Below are 14,468 nucleotides of genomic sequence, written 5' to 3' on the forward strand. Positions count from 1 at the left end.
AAGCTTTAACAGTGCCTGTAACAACATGAATGATCTGCTGATTACTCTGCTGCTTCAGCCTCGTAATAGGCTGTAAATGCCACGTTGGCTGTCAGGATGCTGCCGGGATTCTGTGCAGTCGGAAATTCATACGGCTGCTGGAAGGCGAAAGAATCCACGGTGATCAGTCTCGGCATCTTGTTCAGCTGCTTCAGCCATTCATTAATCTCGATATATCCGCCTTCAACAATAGCTGTCATTTTAATCTCCTGCAATCCGGCCGAAGAGGCTGCTGTTTCGCCCGTCCAGGTCCCCGCGGTACTTGATCCGGTCAGGGAAAAGCCGATGTCCTTCAATCGGGCATGAGAGCTGTCACCGATTGCCTTCAGATCGTTGATCAGCGCTTCGCTTCCGTCACCTTGCGGAATAGAAGCCAGTGCCGTCTCTTCGTCTGCGCTCAGGCTATCTCCGGCGCCCCTCAGTTCATTGATTTTGTTCTGGAGTGCCGATCCCTCCCGTTCCAGCAGTGAGAGCTCACTGTTCTGCACAGCGATATCACTGCTTACCGGGCGGACCGCCAGCATATAAAAGGAAAAAAGAATTAAAAACAGAATGAGTATTCCCATCACAATCGGCGAGCGGTACTTATTAATCTGTTCCATTGCTGTCCGCTCCCCCCTCCGCAGCAGCCTGCGCTTCCGCTGCTTGCTGATCAGCAGCTGCTGGTGCTGTGTTCACCCGGTATACGGCTGAATAATTCATCAGATTGGATAAGCCGCCTGCTGCACCTGAGCTTGCTGCGCCTTCGGATAACTTCTCAATGACCGCTTCACGGGCAAACGGCATTCCCCGCAGCGAAGTCAGGTATGCTCCGCTGTGCTCCATATCTGTAAAGTTCACAGTCAGCAGCAGATCGCCGCGGAAGGAATAGCTGATCTCCCGGATTACAGCAGCATACGGCAGCTTCGACTTCAGTTCATTAAGCAAGGCAGCGGCATTTACCCGGCTGGCTGACAAAGCTTCAATAATCGCCGCCCTGTCAAAGCTGCCGCTACCGGCTCCGCTGCTGTTCAGGCTGGCCAGTTCAAGCTGCAGGTTAGCATTCTGATCCTGAGCTGCCTGAATCCGGGTGCTCTGATCCGCGTACTCCCCGCGCACTGAAGTATACAAAATACCGGTCCCGGCTACGCCAAGCACCCACACTGCGGCAAGCGTCACTGCAACATACGGGAACACAATTGTCTCGCGGTCCTCACGCGGCAGCAGGTTAATGTTGCGCAGCTTGGAATCACGCAGCGCCGCTCCGGCAGCTACCCGGTAATCATTGAGACTGTTGTCCGGCCGTACACCTGCCGCGAACTGGTCAACGGCAATCGGGGCAATGGCCAGCTCCGGCAGCGCCGCCTGCAGCTCCTGCTGCAGCTGGCTGCGCATATCGGGTGCGCCTGTAATCAGCAGCTCCGTAATCCGTGTGGTGCCGTCGTGCAGGCTGTACTGGTAAAAGCTCAGCATACGTGATATTTCTGCTGTAATCTCCACGATCTGCTCAGCAGACAAGTGATGCTGAGTGGCAGAAGATGCAGCGGCTTCTGCCTCCGCCTCTGCTGCGAAAGGCAGTTCTTTGCTTAAATTAAAGGGGATCGACTGAGGCTGTGCCAGGTCCACCAGATTAATCGTCCGCATAAACACCGGATTACCGCCCCGGAACATATAAATATCGAGCAGCGACTGCTCCAGATGAATCAGCATCGTCTCGTTAAAGGCATGTCCATAGCCTGCTACGATGCTGCGGGCAAGAGCCGTTGCCGAAACCTCAACGCTTTTGATTTTCAGGCCGGCATCTTCCAATACATCTACGTAGTCCTGAACGACCTTGCGCGGCGCGGCCAAAATAATCAGCTGGCTCTCATTCTCCTCCTGCCCGGTAACCACGTAATCGTACACCGGATTCTCGAAGGGAAGATGCAGGCCGGTCTCGACCTCAAGCTTAACCAGCTGGTCGATCTGCTTTTCTACCGTGCTTGGAATCGTCATTTTGCGGATGATCATCTGTGAAGGCGGAATCGACAGGCTAACTGCACTGCCGCGCAGCCCCTTCGTTTTCACCCATTGTCTCAGCCGGTCCAGCAGTGCCTCGCTGTCAGCCACCTGGTTCTCAACGATCATGCCCGGAAGCAGCGGCATAAATCTTTTTTTGTGGACCTGTTTGCCTTGATTGTTCTTGAAGCTGATATAGCGGATGCCCGTCTGCTCAATGGAGACACCGGCCGCTTTGTTACCTATTCCAAACATGCTATAAAGTTCCTCCTAACGGATGAGCGCAAGATAAACGCTGATAAGTTGTGAACCGTAAGAGAAAGCGATTAGTGAGCCTGCCGCCAGCCAAGGTCCGAACGGGATAGGCTGTCTACGTTTCACCTTGCCGAGCAGTATCAGCGTACCGCCGGCAAGGCTTCCCAGTGTGCAGGCAATCAGAAAGGCCAGAATCACATTAGGAAAGCCGATCACCCAGCCCAGCAGCGCGAACAGCTTCACATCTCCCATGCCCATCCCCCCGAGCAGGGCCAGCAGCAGAATAATGAGACCGCCTGCCGCGCCTCCCAGCAGATGAGACCATAACGGACCTTCCGGAAACAGGATCACCAGCACCAGAAGCAGCGGCAGGAAAAACAGCAACACCTTATTCGGGATCAGCATGTATTTCAGGTCAGCTACCGTTACGATTACCGCCAGGCTGACAAGCACAAGCCCGGTAATGCTTTGCCCGGTTAGGCCAAACTGCAGGTATACCCACAGGTATAACAGCCCTGTCGCCATTTCACCAAGCATATACAGCGGCGACACCTTCGCCCCGCAGTGCCGGCACCTGCCCCGGGACAGGAGGTAGCTTGCCACCGGCAGCAGATCCCGCGCTGTCAGCCGCGTCCCGCAGCTGGTACAATGCGACGGCGGCCGCACCAGCGACTCCCCCGCCGGCACCCGCAGCGCCACTACATTATAGAAGGAGCCCAGAATCAGCCCGACAAGCGTAATGTATCCTGCGATAACAATGGTCATGGGGTGATGGTTCCTATTCTGTGGATTTTAAAAAAGGAATCGGGAATTCCGATTCCTTGAATGAGATCAACAATATCTCAAGATTTTATGGATTCGGTGAAACTTCAGTTGTTACAACTTGGTCTCTACTGTAACTTCTCGTTTGTCCTGTAGTTACTAAAGTTACTGCTGGACCTGTCGCTCCAGAAACAGTAGTATTAGATAGCACACCTCCAGAATAATAAACTGTACCAGAAGTGATTGTTTGCTTGTTACTCGGCAATAGTATTCCTGCTTCTAAATATCCAAGCGCTATAAGACCATTAGTACCTTCAATAGTAATTGTTGTTGTACCTGCATTGCCATTAAGTTCTGTTGTCACATAAAGTCTAGATGCTTCATAAACCTGTCTAGCAGTTGCTAAATCAGCTTTTGTTCCCGTATTTGTTATAAGTCTAGTTATCATTGGAACAGCAATTACCGCAATAATCCCCAAAATAACAATAACCGCCAATAACTCAATCAGCGTAAACCCCTTTTCCTCTTTACCTGCTTTGCCCAGCTTTTTACGAATCGCCTGTGCTAACATTCTTTTTCCCCCTCATAATTGATGATATTGAATAAGACCGATACTCCGTTATCTGTGTAACTTCCCGCTGTCCTGTTGCTGTCATCCAAGTGTACTTGTCCTATTCCAGCAGGTTTTGGAGACTGCCCTATGCTCCCGGTTCGCCTGCTTGGCGTCACCCCTCTCAATCTATGCAAGGAGCACCAGGCTCACATGTTGCTATACAGGCTGAACATCGGCAGCATAATCGCTGCCACAATGACACCGACCACACCGGCCAAAAAAGCTATCAGTAGTGGCTCGAGCAGTGATTTCAACCGGTCCACCGTGTTCTCGACATCCATCTCATAAAAATCTGCTACTTTTGACAGCATCTCATCAAGCGCCCCGGTCTCCTCACCAATTGCAATCATCTGTGTGACCAGCGGCGGGAATACCCACGCTTTCTTAAGCGGCTCTGAGAGCGGCTTTCCTTGTCTGAGGGAGTCAGCGGAACTGCGGATATATCCGCCTATCACCTTATTGCCTGCTACCTCTTCCAAGATAGACAACGCCTGCAGAATCGGTACCGAGCTGGCATATAAGGATGCAAAGGTACGTGTGAACTGGGCAATTGAACCCTTTTGATTCAGCTTGCCGAACACAGGAATCTTGAGCTTTGCATAATCCAGTGCGTATGCACCCTGCTCTGTGCGCTTAGCAATCTGAAAACCAACCACAATAAAGATAATGGCGATTAGCCAGAAATACCATTGTCCCTGAATGCTTTTACTGAGGGCCAATACCAGCTTGGTTATCGCCGGAAGCTCAGCATCCATCGACTCAAACATCGTCACAAACTGCGGCACAATCGCCCACAGCAAGTACACAACAGCGGCAAGCGCCATTATACCAACCGTAACCGGATAGGTCAGGGCAGATTTGATTTTCTCAGAAGTGACATGCCGCTTCTCAAAATAAACAGCCAGCCGCTCAAGCGTTCCTTCCAGATCACCCGACTCTTCCCCTGCACGGATCATACTGATGAACAGCGGCGGAAAAATCTTTTTGTGATCCTGAATCGCCTGTGACAATGCAATACCGCGCAGCAGGCTGGAATTCACATCATTCAGCGCTTTGCTCAGCGCCTTACTCTCGGTCTGCTCTGCCAGAATTCGTGTAGCGTCAACTATCGAGACGCCTGCACGCATCAAGGTAGCGAACTGGCGGCAATAAATAATGAAATCAATCGTCTTAACCGGATTACCAATATAAATTTCCATCGACAAAATAGAAGATTTCTGTTCAGCCAGCGAAAATACAGTAAGCCCCCGCTTGCGCAGCTCCTCCATCGCCGATCCTTTATCTGAGGCTGTCAGCTTGCCTTTGAGCTGTTTTCCGGCGCTTGTCCGGACCTGGTATTCAAACTGCGGCATCAGTTAGTCACCTCCGTAAGGTAACCTCTGGCTGCCTCTGGCTGAATCAGCCCCAGCTGCAATTGCTCGCGTATATTCATCTCCAGCGTATGCATCCCTAGCGCGCGGCTGGTCTGCATCACATTTTTGAGCTGGTGGGTCTTCTCGGTCCGGATCAGGTTAGCCACCGCCGGTGTGTTGATCAGCAGCTCGGTAGCGCATAGGCGCCCTTTACCGCCAGCCCGCGGGAATAAACGCTGCGACAGGACTGCCAGCAGCACTGAAGCCAGCTGCGAACGAATCTGCCCCTGCTGATGCCCCGGAAATGTGTCGATGATCCGGTCAATCGTCTGCGGCGCATCGGTTGTATGCAGCGTAGCCATAACCAGATGTCCCGTTTCAGCTGCAGTAACTGCGGCGGAGATTGTCTCCAGATCGCGCATTTCCCCGACCAGAATGACATCCGGGTCCTGGCGGAGGACCGCCCTTAACCCGCTGGCAAAACTTCCGGTATCACTGCCCACCTCACGCTGATCAATCAGGCAGGTTCCGTGGCTGTGCAAAAATTCAATCGGATCTTCCAGCGTAACAATATGCTTGCTGGCTGTCCGGTTAATATAATTCAGCATCGCGGCAAGCGTTGAAGATTTTCCGCTGCCTGTAGGTCCTGTTACCAGAATCAATCCTTGAGGCTTCATTGCCAGGTTGGACAGTACTCCTGGAAGTGACAGCTGCTCCATGCTGGGAATCTGAGCCGGTATAGACCGCGCCGCAATACTTACCTCACCGCGCTGCCGGTACACGTTCACACGGTATCTTACTCCATCGTCCAGAGGATAAGAGAAATCGAATTCCCCTTTATTACGGAACTCCACGCTTCTCTCGCTGCCAAGCAGCATATCGGCCATGTGAGCTGACTCCTCAGAGCTGATCCGTTCACCTTCCAGCGGCTGCAGCTTGCCGTCAATCCGCATAACCGGAGGAGAGCCTACCGAAATGTGCAGGTCCGAAGCCTTGGAAGCAAAGGCCATATATAACAATTGAACAATATCCCATGAAAAGGCTGGCACTTTTGTCTCCCCCTAAACTCTAATGCGAAACCGTCTCGCGCATGACCTCCTGCAGCGTAGTTATGCCTCTGGAGACCTTAAGGAAACCATCCTCCATCAAATACACCATTCCTTGAGCTTTACCGGCTGCACGCAGTTCCTCAATAGATGCGGAATCGGTAATCATCTGGCGCAGATGGTCGTTTATGGTCAACACCTCATGAATCGCAATCCGGCCTTTATATCCGGTATTATTACAGCTGCCGCAGCCATGGCCCCGGTAAATAACCCTGTCAGGCAGACCGTAACGGCGCAGCATGATCGACTCCTGCTCGGTTGGTGTATGCTCTTCACGGCAATCCGGACAGATTTTGCGGACGAGCCGCTGTGCTACTACTCCAAGCAGGGAGGAAGCAATCAGGTAGGGCTCCACACCCATATCCCGCAGCCGCAAAATCGTACTTACCGCATCATTCGTATGAAGCGTAGACAATACCAGATGCCCGGTAAGCGAGGCCCGCACGGCAATCTCAGCGGTATCGGTATCGCGGATCTCTCCCACCATAACAATGTTCGGGTCCTGACGCAGAATCGAGCGCAGGCCGGCTGCAAAGGTCAGTCCGATTGCCGGATTCACGTGCACCTGATTGACTCCTTCCAGCTGGTACTCCACCGGATCTTCGATTGTAATAATATTGGCGCTCTCGGTATTCAGCTGATTAAGGGCCGCATACAGTGTGGTGGATTTACCGCTGCCAGTAGGACCGGTAATCAGGATAATGCCGTAAGGCTTGCTGATCATGTCCTGAAAAGCTCCGGCGTTCCAGTCGCTGAATCCGAGACTCTCGACTGTCTTCACCCCGGTGCTCAGATCGAGCAGCCGGAGAACAATTTTCTCACCGTGCATCGTCGGCAGCGAGGATACGCGGATGTCGACCATTTTGTAATCAAACTGCATCTTGATCCGGCCGTCCTGCGGCAAGCGCCGCTCGGCTATATTAAGCTTAGCCATAATCTTAAGTCTCGCCGTGATGAACCCCTGCATCTGCTTCGGGATAATCCGCTCCGTGCGCAATGTTCCGTCGATCCGGAAGCGGATGGACAAGTTATTTTCACCCGGGTCCACATGGATATCCGACGCTCTGAGCGAAACCGCCTGCTGAATCATCTGGTTCACAAGCCGGACAATCGGCGAATCCTCATCCGTAATCTCCGTTTCTTCAATCTCTTCCTGTGTCGGCAGCTCGACCATCATCTGACTCATCGAATCGCGCATGCCATAGTGGCGGGCAATTGCCCGGGTGAGCTCGTCCCGGCTGGAAATCGCAGGCTCAATGCGGAAGCCGGTGCTCATGCGCAGATCCTCAATCGCAAAATAATCAAGCGGATCAGCCATAGCAACCATCAGCTTACCGCCCTCTTTCATGAACGGAAGTACCTGATAACGTTTGGCCATGCTCTCAGGAATGATCTGAGTGATAGCCGGATCTATCTGATATTTGAACAGGCTGACGTGGGGAATTCCAAGCTGGAACTCAAGAACCTCAATAAGCTGCTGCTCGGTAATATAGCCCTGGGTAATCAGCAGATCGCCCAGCTTGCGCTTGGATTTACGCTGTTCAACCAGCGCCTCTTCAAGCTGCTCCTGAGAGATAATTCCGTTTTCTACAAGCAGGTCTCCCAGCCTCTTCTTCATGATGGCCATCTCTTTTTCACTCCAGAGCGCTAAATTTTGTCGTAGGCAGCCTCTCCCGGACCAGTCCGGCAGTCCTGCTTAATTCAACCTATGTATATTGTAAAAATATTTCAAATTTAATAGTTATTTAGACTCATAAACCAGCAGAATGCGCATATCTTTTAATTGCCTATCTACTAAATATGTCCTAGAATGATATATAGCATAGATTGGTACTTTTTACAACGAAAACAGCCACCACAGATACCCATTTAATGACATAATGCATTCACTTTTGACAGAAAGTATGAATTATATATCGGCCAGGGAGAGATGATCATGAAGCGTATCAAGAAGAAAAGGTTATATTTTGTTTCAGGCTTGGCCCTGGTGATGCTGCTTGTACTGCCTGTGTGGAAGCTGATGACTTATGTGGTCGCTGATCAGGGAATTAATGCTCAAGCCAACTTGCAGCTAACTCGTACTATAAATTCGGCTTCAGGCACAAATATAACAAACGGAGAAATTCAACGCGGAGAGACTTTCTCTTTAAACTACAAGATTACACCGCCAGCTGTGAACTATACCACCCAACCTTCGCAATCCATTCGGATTTCAAGCATCAATTTTACAGAGAAGCTGCCTCCAAATATTGAGGTTGATACAGCCACGCTTCCTAGCGGGTTCACAAAGACAGGAACACTTGCAGAAGGATATACGATTACCATTTATCTGGGTGATGTTAAATATAACTGGAAGCAGAGTTCACCCAATCTTTCTCCTGATTTGACCTCAAATACAAAGCTTAATAGCAATGGAGAAATATTATTGTCAGTGCCGGCTAGTGCTGCTGTGACTCAGAAATATACTTTTGCCAAAGGAACTCTTAGCTACAATGATTTGCATGAGTTTGCTTTAGCAACAGAGTTTGACCCATCTAAATCAAACTTAGGCTCAACTATTGGAATAGTTGGGGATTACGGAATATTCATTCAGAATAATGTTGCTACCACCGGAAATTACACCCTAAATGGCAATCTCGCTGTCGGCGGGAACTTATCCATTAAAGGGGGCGGGACTGTTAACGGTAACGTTGTGGTTGGAAAAACATTCGATTATTTGGACAACAACAGCGGAATCTCAGGCAACCTCATCTACGGTGAAAATTTCAACTATAATGCTAATAGCATCCGAGAGCTTAAAGGTACACACACGCGCGAAAACCCGATGAAAACTATCGATTTTAAGGCAGTAACCGATTATTGGGTTAAGAAATCTAATGAATGGGCTAAAACTACGCCTACAGGAACTGCAGCAGCCCAACAATGGAATGCAGATCAGTTAGGACTAAACGTTAGTGATAGAACTTTAAATACCTATCTCTTTACTGTTACGGAAGCTCAAATTTTAGCAACTAACGGTATATTAATCAATATCCCCGATAATGCTTCAGCCATAATTAATATTTTGGGCAAGTTTGAGAACACGACTCTTAATATGAATAAATGGGTTACGTTTAATGGCAATGGAATCAGCTCTAGTAAAGCCCAAAACATCTTGTATAATTTTCCAGAGGCGAAAAATATTAAAATAAGCAATGGACTTATCGGATCTATAATAGCCCCTGTCGCTAAAATTGAATTAATTAACGGATCTTATTATGGAACATTATTTGCAAGCTCTTGGGATTTTGGGGGGAACAATGGAGGAATTCGACTTGACTCTACTCCATTTAAAGGAACAATTCCGAATTCCGCACCTGTTTTAAGTGTAACCAAGCCCTTCACTACTATTGAACTTAATGCCATTGATCCTGTAGACAACACACCAAGAACTTTGACCCTGCAGGGCGAAAGCATCGTCAAGCTTGGCGCAAAAGCCGACCTGAAAGCTATTTATACTGGACCGGCAACTGAGAAAGATATTACTTACACCTGGATCGTTACTCAAGACGGGAAAGATGTTACGGCATCCAAACTTAAGAATGGAGCAGATAACACTCAAAAGGCACTTGATACTTCTCAAGCTAGTGATTACAAGGTCACAGTTAAAGTCAACAGCTCGAATCTTAAGGTAGAGACGGTTGCTGAAACAATCATTTCCGTTAGATCCCTGACTATCGACGGGCCTGATAATATTTTTGTTACTAAAACTAAAGACTTCGTGCTAACTACAGGAAATATACCGGCAAATTCCGAAATTAAATGGAGCATTACAAAGAGCGCTGAGCAATACGCCACACTAACCAAAGATTCTACTGATACAACTAACACCAAATACACACTTACCGGTAATCAGATCCATAACGGTGTTGTGATTACAGTAGAGGCTGGCGGAATTACGGAAACCCGTACGGTTAATATTATTCCGTTTAGCTTAACCGGGCTGAGCGCTATTGGCGAAATAGAAATCAATGTGGGTCAGGAGTTGGATCTTAACCGCTTGCTCCGTGCTACTCCTAGTGAAATGAACATTAAGGATATCAAAAACCAGTTCAGCTGGACTAGCAGCATGCCGCATATCGCTAATTTTCACAGTAATCCTACCGATGATAGAAAAGGTATTATACTAGGTCTTCAAAAAGGGGAGAACGTGCTTGCTACTGTTTCGTATCTGCCTCAAGGTGCAAATACTCCTGTCACTGCAACAATCAAAGTCAAAGTTAATGCTCCACCGAACGGAGATTTATACTAATCCTCTATCTGAATCAAAAAAAAGACCGCCTCCGGATATTATTCGTCCAGAGCGGTCTTTTTGCTAATCAATCACAACTATGTGCTACTTCACTAATTTCATCGGACTGACACTCATGCTTACCCCTTTAACCCGCGGGAGACTGGCCTGCTGATCAGCATAAATCTTGTAATTATAATCTATAATGAACCTCGCATCCATATTCTTCGACTGCTGCGTCTTAAAGGTAAACCCTGCACTTACATTCGCCGCATCAGGCGGATCAACTTGTCCAACTACTGCATTCACCGTCAAATTACCCTTTGCAAAAAAACCGCCGTTCAACCAAAATTTAGAACCCACACCATACAACATACCCTCTGTATCCGTGTAGAAAAAGGCTTTCATCTCATCCGCTGTATTCTGGCCTTGACCGCTAACCTGCTGTGAAAAGGAGTCAATCCGCGTAATTAGTATTTCATGTTTAGAAATTACCAAAAGCTCTTTTTCATTTCCACCTTCAATTAAACCATGTATCTTTGCATCTTCAACCGTTGTCTTCCCCAGAACAAACACTGTCGCATCGAACTCTACATTGCCTCTGATAATCAAATTTCCGGTAACCAGAATATTTCCCTTCACCTTCAGGAAATCCGGCTTAAAATTATCGATAATTAGATCGCCTGCAATAATCAGCCATTTCGGATTAATACCATTGATCCCCTGCTTGGCCTCAGAGGAAAATGTAATTTGTTTATAATCCACATTATCTACCTGCAAGCTAGTATCAAATATTGCTGATTTATTTAAGTTTGTAAGCTGATTATTTAGAATATCATGATAGTCGTACACTGCTTTCTCATAGTCTGCTTCTATTTTATTTTTCTGCTCTTCCGTAGCATCTGCGCTTATTGGAGCTTTGACCGGAAAATCAGGCTTTTTCAGATGAGTATAAGAACCTGTGTTATATAGTTTAAGCCAGTCATTCAGATTCGTTTGCGCTGTTGCCTGCCCGTCTGCCGCTTTCACATAATGTGCACGCAACTCACTTCTTACATCAGTACCTAATGCTTCGGATACTTTATCCCAAAAGGATTCTTCCACATTGATTTCCACAAATTTTTTCTGTTCTTTGATTTTCACTTTATCGGGCGTAACACTGAGAATATCATCGAGTTTCTTGGTGTTTTGCATAGTAAGTGGAGATAGCGGAGATATCCCTGATGGAGGAGCTGAGCCGTTGGCGTATAGGATACTATCCCAGGATTGGACATGAATTTCACCGCTCGCTTCTCCTGAACCGGCCTGCTGCATTACTGTCGGATATACAGACGGCTGGTGGCGAGAGACCCCTTTATACGTATAATCCGCTGTATCGGTAATAACTAGCTGTTTGCCGGCATATATATTCCCTCTCAGCAGCGGTGCACCGTTAAGTCTTAACGTTTCACCCGAGCCAAAGGCATACTTCAGAAAGTCAGGATAGCTGTCAAGGGTGATCCGCTGCTGCAGCTTACGGTTCACTCCGTTGACCACTGCTGAAGTAGTGACATCAATATAATACTTGCGGGACTGGAGATACTTATCATCGACAGGTGAAATTGATTCTTTTCCCGAATATTTAATTTCTTGAATCTCTCCGCTGGCGGTATTATGAAGTGTTCCCAGCTCAGTTGTGACGTTAAGGTTCTTTTTATCTAAAGAGCTAAAAATCCCTTCCAGCGTATCCGGATCAATATCTTCCACGTCCTTAAGCTGTGATTGTATATACGCTGTTGCTTCGTCCAGACCCTTTTGCGCCAAATGCAGACTCTGCACATCACTCTCCCGCGTCTCCGTAATCTGTGCTCCGCCAATTGTGGCCCCCATCACAGCCAGCCCCAGTATCGTCAGCATAAGCACCAGAAACATAACTAATACAAGCGCCGAGCCCTCTTCATGCTTTAATCTCTGGAAATAAGACACTCTGTCCGATGGTACTTCTATCATTTAGATGCTATCCTCCTAGAACCCGAATGTACTCTCTAAAGTTAAAGTGTAGTCTTTGCCGCCATAGGTTTTCAGAAGATTGAGATTAATAAGAATTAAGCCGCTGCTGCAAGAGCCTGTATTACCACACTGCAGAATAATACTTGATCCGGGAGCCAGTTTTGAGGTTACAGACGTCATAGAATCTGAATTTGAACTATCCGATTTTACGATGGACAACTTCTCATCTTTGATGCTAATCGTCTCCCAATCTCCTCCTGTACCACCCCGCTGCAGCGTAATAGAGCTGTTTATAATTTCTTTGCCGCTGTTAACTTCATACGCTGGAGCGGTCACAGCTTCGGCACCGAAGGTGTACATTTCAGTAATAACAGCTGACATCAGCAGATCACCTTCATCCCTTAATTTATTCTCAGTCGTTATTTGATTGTAGGAGCGCATTCCAAACATCATTACCGCATAGATTAGACCCGATACCATCGTAAAAATGGCTATAGCTGCTACAAGCTCAATCAAGGTCAGGCCCTGTTCACGGCGGAGGAGGTTAACGAATTTTTTCATCTGTAATGTATCCCTCCACAACTGTTTGTTTCGCTCTGGCGGTATCATTTGAGCTCCAGACTATGACCTCAACCGGAAGCAAATAAGGTGAGATATCCTTATCGAAATCCGTTTTGCTGGCAGACATATCATTATGCGTTTTCCGCTGGTAAACAATCTGAATATGATATTGAATTTTATTAATATAAGGATTCAGCACAGCCTCCAATACCTTTGTATCATCAACCATATTGTTGTAGGTCGTGCATGAAGTCCCGGTGGCTGAGCATTCAAGCGTATTATTGTTTTCTATCTTTGCAAAATAAGCCTTCCACTTATCAAAATCCTGCTTCTCCGCATAAAACAGCGCATTGCGCGCCAGGTTGACCATGATCGTCTTGTTCTGGTTGGCTTTGGCGTATGACATGGCGTTGGTAAAATAAGACGTTAGCACCAGGGAGACGATCGACAAAATGATAATTGCCGCCAGCACTTCGATCAGTGTAAATCCTTGTTCCTGCTTAAGACGATCTTTCATCCTGCCTTTTCGCCCCTCACTCTGTAAATCTTTCGTAATTGCACATTCCTCATCTATTTATCCTACTTCCATTATATTCTTTCCCCTCTTAACCCAGCAATCCTATTGCACATAATAATTCTAGCGATTTCTACTCTATATATCGGCCATGCGCTATGCTATCATTTGTGCTAAAAGGAGGAAATAACAATGGCTCTGATCGAATGCAGATTTTATTCAGATGTGCTCGGCCTAAGTACTTCAATGACAGTGATTCTGCCGCAGCAGACGACTACACAAATCGGACTCAATAATGTGAAAAGAGGGGAGCTTCACCCGACGCTCTACCTGCTGCACGGCCTCTCGGATGATGATTCAATCTGGCTGCGCCGGACCTCGATTGAACGCTATGTAGCTGAACTGGGGATTGCGGTGGTGATGCCGCAGGTGCACCGGAGCTTTTATACGGATATGGCGGAAGGGGGCCGGTACTGGACCTTCATCAGCGAGGAGCTGCCCGCGCTTGCCCGCTCTTTCTTTCCGCTCTCTCATAAGCGTGAAGATAACTTCGTGGCCGGGCTCTCCATGGGCGGTTACGGGGCGATGAAGCTGGGACTGCGTAAGCCGGAGGCTTTTGCCGCTGCTGCCAGCCTGTCGGGAGCACTTGATATGGCGCATCATTTCATGAACAGGGACGACGCGTCCAAAAGATCCATCGAATATGAGCTAATCTTCGGCAAGGAGGATATCGCCGGCACTCCAAATGATCTGCTGTGGCTGCTCCAGCAAGCCGAAGAATCTAACGGTCCTAAGCCGCTTCTCTACCAATGCTGTGGTACAGAGGACTTCTTGTATGAGGACAATCAGGTGTTCCGTGCTGCCTGCGACAAGACCTCACTATCGTTAACCTATGAAGAAGGCCCCGGGGAGCATGAGTGGGGTTATTGGGACGCCAAAATCCAGGATGTGCTGAAGTGGCTGCCGCTGGGCAAACCCTCTTCTGATTCGTGGAGCATATAGGGCGCCATTAATTCTGGCAGCGGATACA

At 48.1% G+C, this 14,468-nt stretch carries 12 protein-coding genes; 2 read left to right on the forward strand and 10 right to left on the reverse strand.

Annotation, left to right across the window (positions count from 1 at the left end; translation table 11 throughout):
- Window positions 1-41: 41 nt before the first annotated feature.
- From R70331_RS27940 to R70331_RS27970, 7 genes are all read right to left on the reverse strand, one after another.
- Window positions 42-641 carry a type 4a pilus biogenesis protein PilO gene (locus tag R70331_RS27940; RefSeq protein ID WP_042181219.1) on the reverse strand — a complete coding sequence of 200 codons (600 nt, stop codon included), beginning with the start codon at window positions 639-641 and terminating at the stop codon, window positions 42-44.
- A complete protein-coding gene (gene pilM / locus R70331_RS27945) occupies window positions 628-2,271 on the reverse strand; it encodes a pilus assembly protein PilM (RefSeq protein ID WP_042181220.1) in 1,644 nt (547 codons plus the stop codon). The genes R70331_RS27940 and pilM overlap by 14 nt, the downstream gene beginning before the upstream one ends.
- A gap of 15 nt (window positions 2,272-2,286) precedes the next feature.
- On the reverse strand, window positions 2,287-3,036 hold the full coding sequence (locus tag R70331_RS27950) for a prepilin peptidase (RefSeq protein ID WP_042181221.1): 750 nt from the start codon (window positions 3,034-3,036) through the stop codon (window positions 2,287-2,289).
- 85 nt (window positions 3,037-3,121) lie between these two features.
- Complete coding sequence (locus tag R70331_RS27955; protein WP_052419242.1) at window positions 3,122-3,604, reverse strand: prepilin-type N-terminal cleavage/methylation domain-containing protein; 483 nt, start codon at window positions 3,602-3,604, stop codon at window positions 3,122-3,124.
- 188 nt (window positions 3,605-3,792) lie between these two features.
- Window positions 3,793-4,998 carry a type II secretion system F family protein gene (locus R70331_RS27960; RefSeq protein WP_042181223.1) on the reverse strand — a complete coding sequence of 402 codons (1,206 nt, stop codon included), beginning with the start codon at window positions 4,996-4,998 and terminating at the stop codon, window positions 3,793-3,795.
- The gene (locus R70331_RS27965) at window positions 4,998-6,047 is read right to left on the reverse strand and encodes a type IV pilus twitching motility protein PilT (RefSeq protein ID WP_081947773.1); all 1,050 of its coding nucleotides are present in this window, start codon (window positions 6,045-6,047) and stop codon (window positions 4,998-5,000) included. Before R70331_RS27965 ends, R70331_RS27960 begins: the two co-directional genes overlap by 1 nt.
- Window positions 6,048-6,066: 19 nt before the next feature.
- Window positions 6,067-7,731: a GspE/PulE family protein gene (locus R70331_RS27970; RefSeq protein ID WP_042181225.1), complete on the reverse strand. Its 1,665-nt coding sequence runs from the start codon at window positions 7,729-7,731 to the stop codon at window positions 6,067-6,069.
- Between the two features lie 309 nt (window positions 7,732-8,040).
- Between R70331_RS27970 and R70331_RS27975 the strand changes: the two genes are divergently transcribed.
- On the forward strand, window positions 8,041-10,395 hold the full coding sequence (locus R70331_RS27975) for a collagen-binding domain-containing protein (protein ID WP_042181227.1): 2,355 nt from the start codon (window positions 8,041-8,043) through the stop codon (window positions 10,393-10,395).
- Between the two features lie 84 nt (window positions 10,396-10,479).
- Here R70331_RS27975 and R70331_RS27980 read toward each other — a convergent pair whose 3' ends face one another.
- Genes R70331_RS27980 through R70331_RS27990 form a run of 3 tightly spaced genes read right to left on the reverse strand, consistent with a single transcriptional unit; the run spans window position 10,480 to window position 13,441 of the window.
- A complete protein-coding gene (locus R70331_RS27980) occupies window positions 10,480-12,363 on the reverse strand; it encodes a pilus assembly PilX N-terminal domain-containing protein (RefSeq protein WP_042181229.1) in 1,884 nt (627 codons plus the stop codon).
- Between the two features lie 15 nt (window positions 12,364-12,378).
- Window positions 12,379-12,924 carry a PulJ/GspJ family protein gene (locus R70331_RS30780; protein ID WP_052419243.1) on the reverse strand — a complete coding sequence of 182 codons (546 nt, stop codon included), beginning with the start codon at window positions 12,922-12,924 and terminating at the stop codon, window positions 12,379-12,381.
- Complete coding sequence (locus tag R70331_RS27990) at window positions 12,908-13,441, reverse strand: type IV pilus modification PilV family protein (protein ID WP_042181231.1); 534 nt, start codon at window positions 13,439-13,441, stop codon at window positions 12,908-12,910. Before R70331_RS27990 ends, R70331_RS30780 begins: the two co-directional genes overlap by 17 nt.
- Before the next feature lie 189 nt (window positions 13,442-13,630).
- Between R70331_RS27990 and R70331_RS27995 the strand changes: the two genes are divergently transcribed.
- Window positions 13,631-14,440 (forward strand): alpha/beta hydrolase, encoded by an 810-nt coding sequence (locus R70331_RS27995; RefSeq protein WP_042181233.1) that lies wholly within the window; start codon window positions 13,631-13,633, stop codon window positions 14,438-14,440.
- Window positions 14,441-14,468: the final 28 nt, after the last annotated feature.

Origin of the sequence: Paenibacillus sp. FSL R7-0331, assembly GCF_000758645.1 — a bacterium.
Taxonomy (GTDB): domain Bacteria; phylum Bacillota; class Bacilli; order Paenibacillales; family Paenibacillaceae; genus Paenibacillus_AQ; species Paenibacillus_AQ camerounensis.